The following is a 19,111-nucleotide window of genomic DNA, read 5'->3' on the forward strand; positions in this document are numbered from 1 at the left end:
GTTGTTTGTACCCCCTTTGAAGCTTTAGGCCTTGGCCTTCGTTTTATCTTCTATCGTGACAGGGAGCTCCGCTTGTTTAACCAGCCCAACTACTTCTCGGCGAAGACCGAACCAGTTTTTATTCGTGTGAGCTGCTACCATGATACTTCCCTCTTGCGTCTGTACCCAAACCCGACGATGTTGCCAGAACACACCGATTGCAACGCCCGCAAGGAAAATGAATGAACCGAAATAAATCAGTGGCAATGCTTTGTCCACTCGTACATTCAGCCCTGCAATATCGATTAAATCAGGCATTTTGATTTCGAGTCCGTAACGCGGATCATTTTTCTGTGTAAGAATGGTTCCTTCTAGATAAACCAGTTTTTCGTTATAATTGCCATTCTCTCCAATGAGTTCCAATGCCACCATCGGATTTTTAGGCAAATTGGTTTTCGTCGCCGGCTTCCCGTCTTTTCCCATTATAAAATCGGGGAAGTAATCCAATATCCGTACCGTGAAACCATCCGCAATGGTTTGCTCGGGCTGTGGATTGTACAGATCAATTTTGATGAGGCCGATCTCTTTTTTGTTGTTTTTCAAATCGACCACTGTAAAATTGAGCGCTCCAAGCTGCATCTCTTGCACGCCGCTCTGATAAATGTAGAGGCTGTCCTGCTCCATCGGATGATTCACGACGATCGGCCCCTTCTGTACTTCTACCAAATCCGGCTTTTTCCCTGGAACGTCAGCGCTTTTATTTTCATACAAAATGGCCTCTGTCTTGTAGCTCTTCACGATGGCTCCGCCCTTAAGCTCCAGTTGCTCCGGCATTTCTTCTTCCGACCAATACTCTGTCGTGTAGTTCTCGTTTTTTATGTAATAAGGGGTATTCGGAATCGCCATTGTTTGTCCCTCACGCACCCAGACGTACTCGTCCAAGTAAAAGCCAGGCAGGCTTCGCATCAGGGTACCGACCAAAAACAAGATCAATCCAATGTGATTAATGTAAGGACCCCAACGGCTAAAACGGCCTTTTTCAGCCATAATCGCTCGTTCCGTGCGGAAAATGCGGTATCCTTTTTCTTTCAAGGCCAGAGCGGAGGCGTCCAGTATCGCTTCCTGATTAGCTTCTGGTGCAAGCTCACCCTCTGCAAACAGCTTTTGCCCTTTCAAAAAGGACTTGTGCTGGTTCAATCTTGGCTTCTTTAACGCTTTATACAGTGGTACTACGCGGTCCAAACTACAGATAACCAAAGACGTACCGAGCATAACCAGAAGCGTCACAAACCACCAGGACGAATACATATTGTGAAATCCAAGGCCGTAGAAAATCGTTCCTAGTGTTCCATATGTTTCCGTATAAAAACGGGCAACATCTGCTTCAGTCGGTACGGGAACCGGTATGTACATTTGTTGCGGAAAGATGGTTCCGACTGCGGACGCCACCAAAATGACAATAATGATACCGATTGCAATTTTGACCGAAGAAAAAAAGTTCCAGACTCGATCGATTACCTTCGTCTTATTCGTTTGAGAACGTCTTGCCATTCCTTCATAACGCATGTCAGGAAACGATGTCTGCTCGTGGACTTCCACATTCAAAGGCTTCCCGCAAGACTCACAGAGCAGCGTCCCAACCGGGTTGGTATGACCGCATTCGCATTTTCTCTGATCCATCGTTGCTCCTCACTTACGGCAAGATTTTTGTTATTTTCGACTCAATCATCGCTTCATCTAACTGCCCGATAAAGATTTCTTGCACTTCTCCATCTGGGTCGATGAAAAAGGTCGTTGGAATCGGACCGATTCGATACAGCTTGGTAATTTGCGATTGGCGATCGAGCAAAATAGGGAAGTCAATCCCGAACTGCTTGACGAATGGTTCTACGGCAACTGGCGATTCTCCGATATTGACTCCGACTACAACCAATCCCTTGTCTTTAAACTTCGTGTATTGCTGTTGCAATGCCGGCATTTCTTTCTTACAGGGTTCACACCACGTGCCCCAGAAATTGAGGATAACGCCCTTTCCTTTCAAACTTTCCAGAGTCAGCTCTGGTCCATTCAGTTGCTCCAAACTAAAATTCGGAGCATCGCTTCCTACTTTCACAGCACCGGGGTCCTTCACAAAGCTGGAATAGAGTGCAAAGACCAGCGCTACAAGCAAAACACCCAATACCGCGATCCTGACATATGTACGATTGCTTTTGTTCATGACGCCATACTCCCATCTACTGCTAATAAATTGCATCCTTTTCCCATTCTATTATAGCGTTCCTAGTTTTTCCGACAGCGCACAACTTATGAACAGATTTTGAACGAATCAATGTTTCGACCGCAGGCTGCGTTTCTTTTGAACCAATCCCCGCTTCAAGCTCTCCACTTCCTCATGAGTGAGCTTGCGAAATTCACCCGGCTTTAGTCCATCTAATGTGAGAAAGCCTAAACGGATTCGCTCCAATGTCAACACCGGATGACCGATCGCCTCACACATTCTGCGTACTTGACGGTTTCGTCCTTCATGGATGGTCAGTTCTACCAATGCCCTTTGGCTGCTAGACTCTGTCTTCAACAATTTGGACTGACCAGGAGAAGTCATGCCGTCTTCCAAACGAATGCCGGTTGCTAGCTTGCTCACTTTGTCCTGACTAGGGATTCCCTTTACCCATGCCCGATACACTTTGTCGATTTCATAGCTTGGATGTGCTAACCTGTTGGCTAGCTCCCCGTCGTTTGTCAAGAGCAGCAAGCCAGAAGTATCGTAATCCAAGCGACCTACTGGATATACCCGTTCTTTAATTCCCTTCAACAGATCGATCACTACCCGTCTGCCGCGCGGGTCTGTGACGCTCGTAATGACACCAGTAGGCTTGTACAGCAAGAGATAGACATGTTGCTCCAGCCTAACCTGCTGTCCATTCACCACAATTTTATCTTTGAGCGGATCGACTTTTATTCCCTGCTCTCGTACGACTTGGCCATTTACCTGCACCTTGCCTTGCGCAATCAATTCTTCACAATGGCGACGAGAGGCGACTCCAGCATGCGCCAATACTTTCTGTAAACGTTCCATCGTTGGTTCACCTCTACAACATCATACCCATTCTTACTAGTGTGGACAAGAAAAAGGGAAAAACTTCCCCATATCCATGAGGAAGTTTTCACTGCCTACGCTATTTGAACTCTTTTTAAGCGAATATGTAGGAGACAATGAGCAGCGAGAAGATGACACCAGCCAGGTCCGACCACAAGCCTACCTTTAGCGCATAAGCAGAATTGCGAATGCCAACTGCGCCAAAGTAAACGGTTAGGACATACAGTGTCGTATCTGTGCTCCCTTGCATGGTAGCTGCCAGTCTGCCTAAAAAAGAATCGGGACCGTACTGCGCGATCAGATCTGTTGCAATCGCAAGTGAGCCTGTTCCCGTCAACGGACGGAGCAATGCCAACGGGACCAGTTCTTCCGGAAAATGCAACAGGTCAAGAAGCGGTTTGAGTGCGCGAAGCAGTAGATCCAATGCTCCTGACTCCCGAAACATACTTACCGCGACCATCATGGCAATCAGATGTGGGAGTATGCGAATCGTAGTGGTTAAGCCCCCTTTTGCTCCATCTACAAATGTCTCGTAGACGGGGACTTGTTTCCGCCACCCATACAACAAGACAAAGGCAATCGTAACGGGAATGGCCCAAAGAGAGAGCAGGGATACCCATTGGTACATAAGGACTCCCCCTATCTATGTCTTCGTATATGCCGATAACGATACATGCGATCAATCAACAGGGCGACAATGGTGGCAGCAAAGGAAGATAACAGCGTAGTGCCTACGATTTCTACCGGATTCACGGAGCCATACTGCATGCGAATCGCGATCATCGTCGTCGGAATAATCGTAATGCTCGCCGTATTAATCGCCAGCAACGTACACATGGCAGGCGAAGCGTTTTGCTTGTCTAGATTTAGCTTTTGGAGCTCTTCCATGGCTTTCAGCCCCATTGGAGTTGCTGCATTACCCAGCCCGAGTAGGTTTGCACTCATATTTGAGAGGATATATCCCATAGCAGGATGCCCTTTTGGTACATCGGGAAAAAGGGCTTGGATGATCGGTGACAATACCCGCGCCAATAGCTCAAGGAGTCCTGACTTTTCAGCAATCCGCATCATTCCCATCCAAAAGGCGAGAACACTGAGAAGACCGAGACTAACGGTTACTCCCGTTTTGGCTCCCTCAAACGCTGCTGCGTTGATCGCTTCCATCCGTCCTGTCATGGCCGCAACGACAATGCTAATGACAATGAGCCCGAGCCAAATGACATTAAGCACTCCACAGCCCCCCTGACACTATGTCCCAAAATGGCTGCCACATTGAGCGTGAAGCCTGCGGAGCTGCGAAAGTCGGCGCATCCACACTAACTAGCAACGGAACCTGTCCAATCATCTTCTCCTTTAAATAGAGTTGAAGAAACCCTGCCAGTTGGCCATTCATCTTCGGTGTAACCGTTGATTCGGCCATAACGACACGCTTGTGAATCCCCTCTGCCTCTGCCGTTTGCAACGGATATTGAAAAGCGTTTGTTGTGACAAGATGAGTTCCTGCTTCAAGTGTGACTGGTGTGTCAGGCTTTACCTCCTGCCCTTTCTTGACCAGCTCTTGTAGCGGATAATTCGCAAAGCCCCAGTCCATCAGCTTGGCGGAGTCGTTCCAGTCATCAGAAGCATTCAGAGTAATCGTCGCCAGCTGCCTTCCATCCCGTGTGGCAGAGGAAGCTAGGCAACGCTTCGCGAGTTTTGTGTATCCCGTTTTCACACCATCAGCACCGTTGTATAGGTGAAGCATCTTGTTTTTGTTGAGTAGACGCCGGTCCCACTGTTCGCCTTCCCATGAAATATCCTTGACTTTCGTAGAAACGATTTGACGAAACACCGGATTATGTAAGGCGTAGGCGGACAGCTTTGCCATATCTTCCGCAGTGGAGTAATGCTGGTTACTGTCATCTAACCCATGCGGATTGGTGAAATTCGTATGCTCCATTCCAATCATCGCAGCTTTTTCATTCATCAAGTAAGTGAATCCAGGCACTGACCCTCCGATGTGCGTTGCAATGGTGACGGCTGCGTCATTACCAGATCGCAGCATCAAACCGTACAGCAGTTCTTCGAGCGTGAGCTTTTCTCCATTTTTCAAGTAGATCGATGAGCCTTCCACGCCTACTGCTTGTGGGGGGACTGTTACCTGTGCATCCAATTTGCCCATCTCGATCGCTACGATTGCTGTCATTGTTTTGGTCAGACTGGCAATCCTCATTTTTTTCGTACCGTTTTTGGAATAAAGAATCCGTCCACTCTCTACATCGACTAGTGCTGCACCTTCAGCTGACAAGCTAGGTGGAGCTGCAGCAGCTTTTACCATCGCTGCCGGCGTAAGAGCCATCTGTATAAAAAGAAAAACGACGAGTACGCCGGACAGATATTTTCGTATGCTCATAAAAGTCCTCCCCATTTGAAAACTTGGGCTCACCCCTGCCTATTAGGCAAGAGAAAAGCTATCGTTATACCACGATACACAGGTTTGTACCATAGTATATGGGGACGAGTCGTATGATAGTACGAAAAACTGTCCGGGCTGTAACTAGTCGTTTGTCGGTTCTTCTGATTTTCCGAATAGCGCTGATGCTTCCAGTCGCGCTTCTTCGATATCTAGATTGACAGGCGGTTCTGGCAAATCCCCCAGTTCCCTTAATCCAAAGTGCTCTAAAAATTCTTTGGTGGTCGCGTACAAAATGGGGCGTCCGATCCCCTCTGCTCTCCCCGCTTCGCGAATGAGATGTTTGGATAAGAGGGTGTTCAGTGCTTTTTCGCATTTCACGCCACGGATTTCTTCAATCTCCGAGCGGGTCAGGGGCTGCTTGTACGCAACAATGGCGAGAGTCTCCAATGCTGCTTGGGATAGCGTTGACTGACCCGGCGATGTTGCTAGCCGTTCAAAATAGGGCACATGCTCGGGCAGAGTGGTCAGCTGATACGCTTTTGCCACTTCCACGATTTGAATACCGCGTCCTGCCCGGCGGAAGTCAGCTTTCATGTCTTCGATCAAGTCGATGACCTCTTCTTCCGACACCTCAGTGATTTCACTGATTTCTTTGGCATCGATTCCTTCATCACCCGAGATGAACAGCAAGCCCTCGATTACGCCTTTCAGCTTGTCATAGTCCATCGGTATGGGCTCCTTCCGTTCCGTTTTCACATATGATGATGTCTTGGAACAATTGATTTTGTACACACGTAATGTGCTTAGCCTTCATGAGCTCAAGCAAGGCGAGAAAGGTAGTTACAATCTCTGTGCGCGTCGCACCTTGGGAAAACAACTCAGAAAAGCGAACCATCCCACCGCTACGTACCGCTTGGCGTATCTCCGTCATCCGATCCTTGATGGAGATTTCGTCGCGCGACACCCTGGTCATCGGTTCTTTTTCTTTCGATTTCTTCACCAGCTTTTCCAGCGCGTTGATCAAATCGTAGAGGGTCACATTCGTTACGGTATGATCCTCTTCACGCGCATAAGGAGACAAATTCTCTGCGGGACGCGTAAAAACTTGATTACGACCGATCTCCATTTCTCGCAAGTTCCCGGCGAGCATCTTATAACGCTTGTACTCCAACAGACGCGCAACCAGCTCTTCACGCGGGTCTATCTCGTCTACATCCATATCGAGGAACTGCTGAAAGACATGCTCCTCCTTTTTGGGTAACAGCATCTTGCTTTTAATAGAGAGGAGCGTAGCCGCCATGACTACGAACTCACTGGCCACATCCAGTTGGAGCTCTTGCATCTTGTCAATCGTCGCGAGGTATTGCTCCGTAATTTCCGCTATCGGTATGTCGTAGATGTCCACCTCTGCCTTGTCGATCAGATGGAGCAACAGATCGAGTGGTCCCTCAAAAGAATCAAGTTTGATGCTGTAAGCCAAAAGACGTCCCTCGTTTCCGTTAGATGAACACGCTTAAGATACTATTTCCAATTTGTTGAACCCATGCTAGTGCAATCCCATGGGGAATACCAAAAATGATTGTGCTAACCCCCGGAATAAAGATCAGTAATAGGAGAATCCACGGCCCGTAGACCTCATAATTGTAAAACTTTCCATCCCAACTCCGTGGAGACAAAAATCGCAGTATTTTGTAGCCGTCCAATGGCGGAATCGGCAAAAGGTTGAAGATAAAAAGAGCTGTATTGATCAAAACAGAAAATCGTAGTGTCAGATCAATTGCATAAGCCACTTTTTCTTGCATTCCTACTAGTACTCCGGAATTAATTACTACGAAATACACCATGTAAAACAATACCGCGAGTATCAGGTTAATTAATGGACCTGCAAATGAAACGTAAACAATCCCTAATCGCTTGTTCCCACGGAAATGCAGCGGGTTGATCGGCACTGGTCTCGCCCAACCAAATGGACCAAACAGAATGAGAATCAAACCAAACGGATCAATATGCGGGATTGGATTTAATGTTAAGCGGCCCTCCGATTTCGCCGTATTGTCACCCAGCTTCCAGGCGACAAAGGCATGTGCCCATTCATGCAAAGTGAAAGCGATAACGAACGCAATCAAACGAAACGGTACCGTTTTCCAATCAAAATGAAAAAGATCCATTGCTTCCTCCAATCATGCGAGTTCAAAAAGTCATCTTTTTGAACAACCCCAGATAAAAATCGTCTATCTTCTAGCATACCAGCAGATAGATAGGCTTACAACCCCATTCCAGCTTGACCCAGCATGCATCCTGACGAAAAAACACCGACAAGGTTTCCCTCATCGGTGTTCATGAAACTTTTATTCGCCTACTTTTACTGTACCCATTTTATCGCCTTGTTTGATTGCATCAACGTGTTCCATACCGGTAGTGACGCGACCAAATACTGTATGTACGCCATCGAGGTGAGGGAAAGCATCATACAAGATGAAGAATTGGCTTCCGCCTGTGTCTTTTCCTGCGTGTGCCATGGACAGGTATCCGCGCAGATGCTTGTGTGGGTTTCCTTTTGTTTCACATTTGATTGTGTAACCTGGACCGCCTGTACCTGTTCCATAAGGGCAACCGCCTTGTGCTACGAAGCCAGGGATAACGCGGTGGAAGGACAGACCGTTGTAGAAGCCTTCGTTAATCAATTTTTCAAAGTTTGCTACTGTTCCCGGAGCTTCTTGATCGAACAGCTCCAGCTCGATTTGGTTACCATTTTCCATGGTGATGAGCGCCTTTTTCATATGTTGACCTCCATACCTTGTAAAGTTAACGTACCCATTCTACCATGGAGATCGATTGACGTCCAATTTATCCCTCGATGCGGATCTGCTCTTCGCCAGGCAACTCACAGTCGGTAATAAAAACAGTTCCCGCCTTCGCCTTTGCCACCATTTTCACGTACGCTGCCTTCTCTGCAACTTGTTTCGCACTGGTGTACTTCCCTGCATAGAGGACGACACCTGCCATCGACATCGAGAGCTCCTGACCGTCCCCCATTCTGCGCTTTTCATAAATGTCCGAAAAATACGGCGTAAAAGCATCCATGATAAACAAGACGACATCATTCGCACATTGTGCTGTCGTAATCAGGATAAAATCATCTCCACCAATATGCCCAATGAAGTCAGACCCGCTTCCGTACCATTTCGAGGCTTCCCGCAACAAGTTTGCGGTTCGAACGATAATCTGATCCCCCACTTCAAACCCGTAGCGGTCGTTAAACCATTTGAAACGGTCGAGATCACAGTAGATGACCACCTGATGATCATTCCGTTTCAGCCGTTGATTCAATTCCCTTTCAATCTGCACATTCCCCGGCAATCCAGTCAGCGGATTGGCAGAGCTCGCCATCTCGAGTTTAATGGAAGCCATTTTGTCCAACAGCTTCTGCACGGTAACGATACCGATGTACTCGCCATTCTCATCAATAATAATGACCACATCATACAAATGATAAGCATCTCTGGCCATCGCACGCTTCGCTACCTCATCCAACTTGTCGTCTTTGGTAGCTTTGAGCGGGTTCGTATTCATGATTTGAGAAACGGATCTTTCATAATACAGCGCGATTCCGTATTGACCACCGAGAATTTGATACAGGGAAAACCGCATGACAAGTCCAACCGGTATTCCGTTCTCTAGCACTACCACGCTTTCAATCCGCTGATTCTGTTCGAAAATCTCATGGATGCGTCTTACTTTCACGTGTTTTTCAACACTGATTGTCTTCGCCAAGATTTCCGTCATAGCCGGTGTGGGCAGCACTGGTTCTGCTTCTTGCTCAATCCGCTTTTCCATCGTAAACCGCAGAAAGTTCATAGCCGTTCCACATAGCTGCGCCATCCCTTTGTCCGGCTTACCTAAATAGTAACCCTGTCCATAGATGACACCGACGTCCATGAGCGTTTCCAGCTCACGCTCCGTCTCGATCCCTTCTGCTATGATTTTGCAGTTTACCTTGTCAGCAAAGGATACAAACGTCTCCAACAACGCCTGCTTAATCGGATCGACATCAATATTGCGGATCAATGACATATCAAGCTTAATAAAGTCTGGGTAAATTTCTGTAATCGATTCCAAGCTGGAATACCCTGCACCCGCATCATCTACGGCAATCATATAGCCCTGCTTGCGGTATTCCTCGATGATTTTTCGAAAAGCAGCGTAATTCGTAATCGCGTGGCGCTCTGTAATTTCAAAAACAATGTTTTGTGGCGTCAGCTCATACTCTGCCAAAAGCATCTGCACTTTGCCACGTAGCAGAAACGGATCGTCAATCGCCCGTGGATCCAAATTGATAAACAATTTTTCATGTGGCTTCAGGTAGCGTATATGCTCCAATGCTCGCTTGCGACATATATGCTCCAAACGAAACACCGTATCCGTCTCTTGCGCATAATTAAACAGAGCAGTAGGAGTTGCAAAGAGGCTGTTGACCGGCCCTCGCGCCAATGCCTCCCATCCTAAAGCTTCGCCATTTGGCAAATGAATGATCGGCATGAAGTGCATCTGAACATTTTCTTCTGCAAGCAGCTTGTGAAATTGTCTGATGTGCGTATATTTTTCGGAGGTAATCCCATATTTGGCCATATGAACAGCATGTTTGACAGAGGTATACATCTCTTTCACGATATCTTCTCCGATGATTTCCGCATAGCCGATATGGACACGAAGCTCCTCACGATTAACGAAGCTCACTTGTCGATTTAACTGTCGTTCAGCCAACTCCTGAAAATGAATCGAGAGCATTTGACAGTCTTCCTCACTCATCATTTTCGAAAAGGAAGTGTAGATCGCAAAATCATCGCCCCACAGCTTTTGAATCGCGATGATTCTCCCTTTGATTTCAAATGCTTGACGAGCTACAGCCGGCAAAATGCTTTCAAATATATGAAGAACTCTCTTGGCACTCGTATCGCCGTAGCGATGCTCTACCTCTGTCAGCTTGACGATATCTATATAAAACAGGACGACTTTCTTCTCTCTCTCCACCTCTTGCCGAATCATCGCCTTCATCCATTGGCGTTTGTCCAATGAAATATAGGGTATTCGTCGAAACCGCTTCATAAGAGTCGACAACATGATGAATCGCTCCCCCTCACCCTTCCATTATGCCGAGCAAACATTAAGCAATCATGAATGGGAGATGAAGGAAATACAAAACCTTCCCAAACGATCGGGAAGGTTTGTGCATTTTTTATGAAGTTTAGCGCATAAGCTGCGCGCGTTTTGGCAAAACATCGTGACCAACTACTTCTGCGTACGTTTCGCGTCGTACGACCACTTCTGCTTCTCCGTCCTTTACAAATACAACAGCAGGACGAGCAATTCGGTTGTAGTTGTTCGCCATCGAATATCCATATGCACCTGTGCTTGGGACTGCGAGAATATCGCCCGCCTGCGCTTCTGGCAGCCTTACATCCCAGATAAGCATATCACCTGACTCACAGCACTTCCCTGCAATGGAAACCATCTCGGTAGCAGGTGCATTCATTTTGTTCGCAATCGCTGCTTCATATTCTGCATCGTATAAAGCTGGTCGCAGATTGTCTGTCATGCCACCATCGACCGCAATATATTTTCGGACATTTGGAATGTTCTTTTGCGATCCAATTCGGTACAAGGTTGTCCCTGCATCCCCTACAATACTCCGACCTGGCTCGATCCAGATCTCAGGTAGAGGAATCGCAAGCGCTGTGAGCTCTTGGCGAACGATATCTGTAATGGCTTTGATATACGTGTCCGCTGGCTGTGGTGTATCGCCTTCTACATACCGAATACCGAAGCCGCCTCCTACATTCAGTACTTCTGGAAGGAATCCAAGCTTTCCTTTTGCTTCGCCCAACAGTTCTGTCAATCGTTTGACAGCGACGAGGAAGCCTTCTGTTTCAAAAATTTGTGAACCAATATGGCTATGAACTCCTAATAAATGGAGATGATTGCTTTCGTGAGAGAATTGAATCGCCTCAAGAGCCTGACCGTTTTGCACGTCAAAGCCAAACTTGGAGTCGATCTGTCCTGTAGAAATGTATTCATGCGTATGAGCTTCTACACCCGGTGTGACACGCAAGAGAACGGAGACTTTTTCGTTCCGCTCTTCGGCCAATTGCGCCAAGATGTGCAACTCATAAAAGTTGTCCACAACGAAACAGCCAATTTTGGCCTCTAGTGCCATGATTAACTCATCACGAGATTTGTTGTTGCCATGAAAATGGATGCGTTCTACGGGGAATCCAGCTTGCAGAGCCGTATACAATTCGCCGCCAGATACTACATCGAGTGACAAGCCTTCCTCTTCAACCAACTTGCACATCGCCATCGTGCAAAAAGCTTTGCTCGCGTAAGCAACCTGGAAGGAAAAACCCGTATTGTGAAACGCATTGACAAAATCCCGGCATTTGGTGCGAATTTGTTGTTCGTCATACACATATAAAGGTGTTCCGTAAGTAGCAGCTAACTGTGTCGTATCACAGCCTCCGATTTCCAAGTTTCCTTGTTCATTCACTCGACTTGTCCCGTGTAAGTACATGTTTCGTTTCCTCCCCAATTCATTCGCACCGATGATGTATATAGACAACCTGTTATAGAGAAAGGCAACCAACGAGGAGCGTCAGTTGCCATACAGAAACTTTTGTTCGTAAGGCTTCCCTACAATTTACTACAAGGTTGTGCGTTTGACAATGGGTGAAGTCAACCGTTTTCAGAATATTATTGCCGAGAGGAATTTTGCGCGCGAACGATACTCGGCCTGTTGTTTTTCCTTGGCACAGCCAGCCGTACCACAATATCCTTCATCCCTTTGTAGTTGAATGGAATGAACGGCCATAAGTAAGGTGTATTGAGCGAACGGGAGGAAGCCAAGAAAATCAGAATGATCGTAAGTCCGATCATCAGTCCCGGTGTAGAGAAAAAGCCCACCATGAGAATGAGAAACAAACGAATCAGTCGATTGGCCAAGCTCAACTCATAACTGGGAGTTGCATACATCCCGATTGCCGCCACTGCCAGATACAAGATAACCTCGGGTGCGAGGAGTCCTACCTTTATCGCCACATCCCCGACCAGAATCGCGGCCAATAAACCTACGGCAATCGAGAGGGGCGCTGGCGTATGAATGGCGGCCATCCGCATCAAGTCCAGTCCAACCTCAGCGATCACGAATTGTGCCAAAATAGGAATGCTCCCCATCTTTTTGATCCCCAGGAAGTGAAGTGGCTCCGGTATCATGGAAGGGTGCATGACCAAAAGCAACCAGGTCGGCAAAACAAAAACAGAAGCAAAGATTCCCAAAAAACGAACCCAGCGCAGATAAGCACCGATTACCGGTGTTTGTCGATACTCCTCCGCATGCTGTACATGATGAAAATAAGTGGCGGGTGTGATCATAACACTCGGCGAAGTATCCACATAAATCAGTACGTGACCTTCCAATAGATGTACAGCAGCCACATCGGGTCGCTCTGTATACCGTACTAACGGAAAAGGGTTCAAAGTCTTTCCAATGATAAATTCTTCGACGGTTTTTTCTGCCATCGGTATCCCGTCAATCTGGATGTTTTGTAGACGCTCCTTTAACGTATGGACCAGCTCTTCATTCGCTACATCATGCAAGTAGGCAACCGCAACGTCTGTCTTGGTACGCTCCCCAATCTGCATGATTTCAAATCGGAGCCGTTCATCACGAATCCTTCTACGCGTAAGAGCTGTATTGGTTACGAGCACTTCTGTAAAGCCGTCATGCGCGCCGCGGACGATTCGTTCCGTATCTGGCTCTTGCGGTGTGCGATTCGGCAAGATTTTCGCATCGAGGATAATGGCGTGAGGAGATCGGTCGATAATAAGCCCTACCTGACCGACGAGCAATTTATCCATAAATTCGTCTGTCGTTTCCACTTTGCTGAGCTGGAAGAAAGGGATGAACTTATGAAACAACTGGTCGAAAGCGTTATCAGCCATATCCCGTTCACGCACATCGTTCAGCTCACGCATGACCTGCGAAATCAGTAAGCTTTCTGCGAAGCCATTTATGTAATACAACAACATTCGTGTATGACCCACATAAAAATCATGGACCCCAATATCAAAACTCTTACCAACACCGAGTCTGTCGTTCAAATACCTCTGATTCTCTTCAAGATAAGTCGAGATGGGATGCCGTTTTTCCGTGACCTGTGCCATGAGCGCCGCTCCTTTCCATTATCCATTGCACCGCTCTCGTTGTGATGGGACAACCGTTTTGCAAACTATCCCTACCTTCCATTTTGCCTATATCTCCAATGCCGATGACATTTGGTACATGCAGGGAATTCAAGATGTCTACGGTATCTCCATAAATATGATGCTGAAGTTGCTCGTCTGCGTACCCGTCCTTGTCCACCGCTTCATCTACAATTTGTCCTTGGTTGTTTACAGAATAAGCGACTGTCGCACCCTTGACCCAGTGTGTATTCGAGGCTACTGCAATTGCACCGATTACTTCGATATCAGGATGCTTCACCACGTATTCGAGTGCTCGTTCCCCTCTACCCTTGCCGTAATCTCCGTTGTCATCGAACATGACGATGACAGGATCATACGGTGTCATTTTAATGAGTTCGACCATCTGATTGCCTCGTAATGGAGTCGGATTCCCGGCAGACAGTGATATACATCGCCCCCCAAATTGCTTGGCGACATTCTCGATAACTTTTTGGGCAATATGATCTCCGTCTGTCACCAATATGACTTTCCGGCGTACTGTGTCCATGCTGGGTCACCGCCTTTTACTGCCTGGACTTACCCTTTGGGTTTAAAGATGAGTGAGGCAAAAAATCCAAATGCAATCGCGGCCGATATACCCGCACTCGTGACCTCAAAAATCCCCGTTGCCACACCGATCAACCCATGTTGTTCGGCCTCGCTGATGGCTCCGTGATACAAAGAATGACCGAAGCTCGTAATCGGTACAGTCGCTCCTGCGCCAGCGAAATCAATAAACTTGTCATATACGCCGATAAAATCGAGAAAAACTCCTGCCACGACCAGCGTACTCATGACATGAGCAGGCGTTAGCTTGCCAACATCCAGAAGGAGTTGACCCACTACACAAACCAATCCCCCTACGACAAAAGCAATCAGGTACTCCATCATTTTCCTCCCTCAAGTGCAACCGCATGGGCGATGCACGGTATCGAATTGCCCTGCTGAGTGCTTACTGGGCTTAATAGTGCTCCCGTGGCGCAGACCAACACGTTTTTCAGTAACCCACGGTTGAGCTGATCCAATATGTAGCTATAAGTGACTACTGCACTGCTGGCACAACCGCTCCCGCCTGCAAATACATCCTGATCGGGGGAGTATATCATCAATCCGCAATCATTGTAGACTTGATCCATGTCGTATCCTTCTGTCAGCATGAGCTCCTTTAAAATCGGATACCCGACAGCTGCCAGGTCACCAGTCACGATCAAATCATAGGACTGTGGAGAGCGCCCCGTATCTTGAAAATGCGTCTGAATCGTCGAAGCAGCTGCTGGCGCCATGGCCGTCCCCATATCAAACGGGTCTTTAATCCCCATGTCCACTACTTTCCCCATCGTCGCATACGTAATGCGCGGACCATTTCCCCCTATCCCGACCAATCCCGCGCCAGCTCCTGTCACTGTCCACTGAGCGCTTGGCGGCTTCTGGCCTCCGTATTCCGTAGGATAACGATACTGCCTTTCTGCTGTAGCATTATGGCTACTGCAAGCAGCAATCGCCTTGTTTGCATAGCCTGCGTTTACCAAAGCCGCCGCATTTGCCAGTGTAAGCATTGAGGTAGAACAAGCGCCGTACATGCCCAAAAGCGGAATCGTCAACTTTTCTGCTGTAAAGTTGGTGGTGATGTTTTGATTCAACAGATCACCCGCAAGAATGATATCCACATCCTTGCCCGTGATCCCCGCCTTTTGCAACAAGGTGTTGACTGCATCCTCCATCAACTGGCGTTCGGCGTCTTCCCACGTTTGTTGGCCTGCATACATATCATCGTGGATCTTATCAAACAAGTGCGCCAGCGGCCCTTCTCCTTCTTTTGGTCCCACAGCAACTGCCGAGCTTTGCAGGCGAACATTTTGATCAAAGTGCCAGGTTTGCCGATTGACTCGTTTCACAGGTAGATTGTTTGACACTGACAGCCCTCCCTTAGAAAAACATGTTGATCAGGCTCTTTAATATTCCTGCAACGAAAGCAGCAACAACCCCAAAAACAATGACCGAACCAGCGAGCTTAAACATATTTCCCCCAACGCCAAGCACAAACCCTTCGCTCCGATGTTCAATGGCAGCAGAAGCGATCGAGTTGGCAAAGCCTGTAACAGGCACGGCTGATCCGGCTCCAGCATACTGCCCGATATTGTCATACACACCTAAACCTGTCAGCAAAACGGATAAAAAGATGAGTGTCGCAACGGTTGGATTGCTTGCCGTTTTCTCCGTAAATCCGAAGAAGGTAATATACATATTTTGAATGGCCTGACCCAACAAACATATGGTCCCTCCTACCCAGAAAGCACGAAACGAGTTAAGCAGAACATTTCGTTTGGGCTGGAACTTGGAAGCCTGCTGTTGATACAGTTGTTTGGTCATCTGCATCGATCCGGGGTTTTTGGATTTTGTTTTGGTTGCCATGCCCTTTCACTCCCTTTGTAAGCTTTCTTCCTATATCCTTCCTTTTTCTAAAGATGCCTATGAATAGTGGTATTTACCATTTCACAGATGGAGCAACCATTGCAATAAGGAACCTGTCACTTTCCCCAGCACCACTGCCATCAACAGAAAAAGAAGACTGCCGTCCATGTGGATTCGCTTTGCTAATATCGGAAAGACGTTCAGTACCTCAGTTAAGCCTGCAGCGAGTGTCCCCACAAATATCCCCGCAAAGATCCCGTAAAGCGAAGAAACGATAACGGGCAATTGAACACCCCAATGAAAAAAATCAATAAACGTAAAAAAAAGCGCTCCGGCCACCAGAGCCCATTCCAGCGAGCGGATATACCGATGAGCATTCGTTAATTGTGTCAACCTCGGAATGATGTCCAGAACGGTAATAAACGCGACCAGCCCGCTCCCTACTGCAAGCCCACCACCCAGCCCGATCAAAATAAGCAACAAGCACTTGATGACGCTCATTTCTTCGTCCGTTGGTTTTCCTTGTTTTCATTTTGTATGTAGTATTGATCCAGGCTTTGCTGATACATAAACAATTCCACTTCAAGCGGACTAGGTTCCTCGTTGATTTTTTTCTGAAAGATATGATTGAAAAACAGAATCATCCCCAAGCCGATTCCGATAGAGTATGGGATTTGCATCCACAAAGGCTGATGGCTTTTTTCACCTGTAATCAAATAGTAGATTCGTTCGTGAACCTGCATCATGCTGACATCCGTATGGAAATTCATGATCGCCAATCCTGAGCCAATGAACAACAGAAGCCACACCAATGCCACTAAAATCGGATTCGATTTCTTACGTGGATTGAGTACTTCCACAATGATTTGGGGTGCACCCTGGACGTCCAGTTCCACGTCAGGATAGACAGAACGCAATCTTTTAATCACCTGCATAATATCGATAATGATCAAATTGCCATCCGTTGGCTTCGTCTGGTAAATGGGCATCCGCTTTAACGCTTCCTCGCGCTCTCCATCCCAGTAAAGCTGGCAAATGTCCCCAAGCGTAATCATAGCTTGTGGCTGTATGGCCAATCGCTTTCTCAGGCGCAGAAACAACGCGTCATTCATGGTACCTTCCCCTTCCATCACATACCTGATTATTCGCTAGTATGTGCCGCGCCACAAAACCCATGCAAATAAACGGAAATGATCGTTCTGTTTAATGAAAAACATCGAGATGTTTTTCACAAAACAAAACACCCCAGCCACGTAGTGACCGGAGTGTTTGCATCTGTTAATGCTCAATTTGCTCTTTGATCGTTTGCAAAATGCGCTTCTCGAGGCGCGATACCTGTACTTGCGAGATTCCCAGCCTCTCCGCTACTTCTGACTGCGTCTGATCCTTGTAGTAGCGCAGGTAGACAATGAGTTGTTCCCGCTCGCTCAATCGACTGATCGCATCCTTGAGCGCAATTTTTTCAAACCATTTGTTGACCCCTTCATCCGCAATCTGATCGATCAAAGTAATGGGGTCCCCGTCATTTTCAAAAACCGTTTCATGGATGGAAGAAGGTGCCCGATTCGCTTCTTGCGCAAACACGACTTCTTCTGGCGTAATCCCCACCGCGTCCGCAACCTCAGCAATCGTGGGTGCGCGACCGAATTGCTTGTACAGCTCATCCTTTGTTCGTCGTACCTTATTGGCTGTTTCTTTGAGTGATCGACTTACCTTGACTGTACCGTCATCACGTAAGAAGCGTTGAATTTCTCCGATAATCATCGGCACAGCATAGGTTGAGAATCGAACATCATAGGAGAGATCAAACTTGTCTACAGCTTTCAAAAGGCCAATACAACCGATCTGAAACAAATCATCCGCTTCGTATCCACGGTTGATAAAGCGCTGGACGACGGACCAGACCAGCCGAATATTGCTGTTGACTAAAAGCTCTCGTGCCTCAGTGTCGCCAGCTTGGCTTTTGGCGATTAGCTCTTTTACTTGGTCATTGGTCAGAAATGGTTGACTCGCGTTTTTGATATCGGCACCCATAGGCACTACCCCTAATTTTGCAAGGCTTTGGCAAACGCTAGGCGTTTGGTGAGGCGCACAGTTGTTCCCTTACCCACAACCGTTGCCACTTCCAAAGAATCCATGAAATTCTCCATAATCGTAAAGCCCATCCCAGAGCGCTCAAGCTCCGGTTTCGTCGTATAGAGTGGCTGCATAGCTTGCTCCACATCCTCTATTCCACGTCCATTGTCTTCTACAATCAGATCAATACTGTCCTCTTGAATTCGCACAGAGATCTGTACCACACCCTCTGGATTTTCGTCATAACCATGAATAATGGCATTGGTAACAGCCTCGGATATAACGGTTTTGATTTCTTCCAGCTCGTCCATCGTAATATCGAGTTGAGAAATGAAGGCTGCGACTGCTACACGTGCGAATGCTTCATTTTGGCTCAATGCTGCAAACGACACTGACATAAAGTTACGTTGTACCATCATTACGCCACCCCCAGAACATGCAAAGCATCCGCTTCGTTTTCGCGAAACTTGATCACCTTGAATAACCCGGACATCTCAAATATTCGATAGATCGTAGGATTGATCGAGCAGACATACATTTCTCCAGATCGGGCAGAAATCTGCTTGTATCTTCCCAAAATAACCCCGATACCAGAGCTGTCCATAAACGTCAAATCAGCCAGACTCAGCACAATATGGCGTATAGTAGAGGTACGCAAAAGATCATCCGCCTTCTTGCGCAACTCCTCTGCCGTATGATGATCCAGCTCACCCTGCAAACGGATCACCAGCACATCCTGCCGTGTCTCCATCGCGACTCGTAAACTCATAGCTGACACACTCCTTCTCCCTTGATAGAAACTCTCTTTCTTCCTCGGCGAAACCAATTCCTGCCAGACGACAAAAGAACAAAAAAATCGAGCAGCCGCGCCATTC

The 19,111-nt window shown here is 47.4% G+C and carries 22 protein-coding genes; all 22 read right to left on the bottom strand.

The window, feature by feature from the left end; translation table 11 throughout:
• Positions 1 to 24: 24 nt before the first annotated feature.
• A complete protein-coding gene (gene resB, locus POF51_RS04310; protein ID WP_069844669.1) occupies positions 25 to 1,659 on the bottom strand; it encodes a cytochrome c biogenesis protein ResB in 1,635 nt (544 codons plus the stop codon).
• A gap of 13 nt (positions 1,660 to 1,672) precedes the next feature.
• Positions 1,673 to 2,197 carry a thiol-disulfide oxidoreductase ResA gene (resA, locus tag POF51_RS04315; RefSeq protein WP_069844668.1) on the bottom strand — a complete coding sequence of 175 codons (525 nt, stop codon included), beginning with the start codon at positions 2,195 to 2,197 and terminating at the stop codon, positions 1,673 to 1,675.
• 108 nt (positions 2,198 to 2,305) lie between these two features.
• Positions 2,306 to 3,055 (bottom strand): pseudouridine synthase, encoded by a 750-nt coding sequence (locus POF51_RS04320; protein WP_069844667.1) that lies wholly within the window; start codon positions 3,053 to 3,055, stop codon positions 2,306 to 2,308.
• 115 nt (positions 3,056 to 3,170) lie between these two features.
• Positions 3,171 to 3,704 carry a spore maturation protein gene (locus POF51_RS04325; protein WP_007724050.1) on the bottom strand — a complete coding sequence of 178 codons (534 nt, stop codon included), beginning with the start codon at positions 3,702 to 3,704 and terminating at the stop codon, positions 3,171 to 3,173.
• An 11-nt stretch (positions 3,705 to 3,715) separates the two neighbouring features.
• Entirely contained in the window at positions 3,716 to 4,306 is a 591-nt protein-coding gene (locus POF51_RS04330) for a nucleoside recognition domain-containing protein (RefSeq protein WP_069844666.1), read from the bottom strand.
• Positions 4,299 to 5,468 (bottom strand): D-alanyl-D-alanine carboxypeptidase family protein, encoded by a 1,170-nt coding sequence (locus POF51_RS04335; protein ID WP_271754061.1) that lies wholly within the window; start codon positions 5,466 to 5,468, stop codon positions 4,299 to 4,301. Before POF51_RS04335 ends, POF51_RS04330 begins: the two co-directional genes overlap by 8 nt.
• 144 nt (positions 5,469 to 5,612) lie before the next feature.
• Positions 5,613 to 6,197, bottom strand: coding sequence for an SMC-Scp complex subunit ScpB (gene scpB, locus POF51_RS04340; protein WP_017248066.1), 585 nt, complete (start codon positions 6,195 to 6,197; stop codon positions 5,613 to 5,615).
• On the bottom strand, positions 6,187 to 6,951 hold the full coding sequence (locus POF51_RS04345) for a segregation/condensation protein A (protein WP_069844664.1): 765 nt from the start codon (positions 6,949 to 6,951) through the stop codon (positions 6,187 to 6,189). Before POF51_RS04345 ends, scpB begins: the two co-directional genes overlap by 11 nt.
• A gap of 19 nt (positions 6,952 to 6,970) precedes the next feature.
• Positions 6,971 to 7,639: a site-2 protease family protein gene (locus tag POF51_RS04350; RefSeq protein WP_017248064.1), complete on the bottom strand. Its 669-nt coding sequence runs from the start codon at positions 7,637 to 7,639 to the stop codon at positions 6,971 to 6,973.
• A 180-nt stretch (positions 7,640 to 7,819) separates the two neighbouring features.
• Complete coding sequence (locus POF51_RS04355; RefSeq protein WP_069844663.1) at positions 7,820 to 8,251, bottom strand: peptidylprolyl isomerase; 432 nt, start codon at positions 8,249 to 8,251, stop codon at positions 7,820 to 7,822.
• 67 nt (positions 8,252 to 8,318) lie between these two features.
• Entirely contained in the window at positions 8,319 to 10,592 is a 2,274-nt protein-coding gene (locus POF51_RS04360) for a GGDEF domain-containing protein (RefSeq protein WP_106834784.1), read from the bottom strand.
• 124 nt (positions 10,593 to 10,716) lie between these two features.
• Positions 10,717 to 12,039, bottom strand: a complete 1,323-nt coding sequence (gene lysA / locus POF51_RS04365) for a diaminopimelate decarboxylase (protein ID WP_069844661.1) — start codon at positions 12,037 to 12,039, stop codon at positions 10,717 to 10,719.
• 179 nt (positions 12,040 to 12,218) lie between these two features.
• A complete protein-coding gene (locus POF51_RS04370; RefSeq protein ID WP_069844660.1) occupies positions 12,219 to 13,688 on the bottom strand; it encodes a spore germination protein in 1,470 nt (489 codons plus the stop codon).
• Positions 13,642 to 14,256 carry a stage V sporulation protein AE gene (locus POF51_RS04375; RefSeq protein ID WP_069844659.1) on the bottom strand — a complete coding sequence of 205 codons (615 nt, stop codon included), beginning with the start codon at positions 14,254 to 14,256 and terminating at the stop codon, positions 13,642 to 13,644. Before POF51_RS04375 ends, POF51_RS04370 begins: the two co-directional genes overlap by 47 nt.
• A gap of 29 nt (positions 14,257 to 14,285) precedes the next feature.
• The gene (gene spoVAE / locus POF51_RS04380) at positions 14,286 to 14,636 is read right to left on the bottom strand and encodes a stage V sporulation protein AE (RefSeq protein WP_007724093.1); all 351 of its coding nucleotides are present in this window, start codon (positions 14,634 to 14,636) and stop codon (positions 14,286 to 14,288) included.
• On the bottom strand, positions 14,636 to 15,661 hold the full coding sequence (spoVAD, locus tag POF51_RS04385) for a stage V sporulation protein AD (protein ID WP_271754062.1): 1,026 nt from the start codon (positions 15,659 to 15,661) through the stop codon (positions 14,636 to 14,638). Before spoVAD ends, spoVAE begins: the two co-directional genes overlap by 1 nt.
• Positions 15,662 to 15,674: 13 nt before the next feature.
• Positions 15,675 to 16,160, bottom strand: coding sequence for a stage V sporulation protein AC (spoVAC, locus tag POF51_RS04390; protein ID WP_017248057.1), 486 nt, complete (start codon positions 16,158 to 16,160; stop codon positions 15,675 to 15,677).
• 81 nt (positions 16,161 to 16,241) lie between these two features.
• Positions 16,242 to 16,661, bottom strand: a complete 420-nt coding sequence (locus tag POF51_RS04395) for a stage V sporulation protein AB (RefSeq protein ID WP_017248056.1) — start codon at positions 16,659 to 16,661, stop codon at positions 16,242 to 16,244.
• A complete protein-coding gene (locus POF51_RS04400; RefSeq protein ID WP_017248055.1) occupies positions 16,658 to 17,272 on the bottom strand; it encodes a stage V sporulation protein AA in 615 nt (204 codons plus the stop codon). Before POF51_RS04400 ends, POF51_RS04395 begins: the two co-directional genes overlap by 4 nt.
• Positions 17,273 to 17,438: 166 nt before the next feature.
• On the bottom strand, positions 17,439 to 18,194 hold the full coding sequence (gene sigF, locus POF51_RS04405) for an RNA polymerase sporulation sigma factor SigF (protein WP_007724105.1): 756 nt from the start codon (positions 18,192 to 18,194) through the stop codon (positions 17,439 to 17,441).
• A gap of 11 nt (positions 18,195 to 18,205) precedes the next feature.
• A complete protein-coding gene (gene spoIIAB / locus POF51_RS04410; protein ID WP_007724107.1) occupies positions 18,206 to 18,655 on the bottom strand; it encodes an anti-sigma F factor in 450 nt (149 codons plus the stop codon).
• On the bottom strand, positions 18,655 to 19,005 hold the full coding sequence (gene spoIIAA, locus POF51_RS04415) for an anti-sigma F factor antagonist (RefSeq protein WP_007724108.1): 351 nt from the start codon (positions 19,003 to 19,005) through the stop codon (positions 18,655 to 18,657). The genes spoIIAB and spoIIAA overlap by 1 nt, the downstream gene beginning before the upstream one ends.
• Between the last annotated feature and the right edge of the window lie 106 nt (positions 19,006 to 19,111).

This window comes from Brevibacillus sp. AG, assembly GCF_028369215.1.
GTDB classification, from domain to species: Bacteria; Bacillota; Bacilli; order Brevibacillales; family Brevibacillaceae; genus Brevibacillus; species Brevibacillus porteri.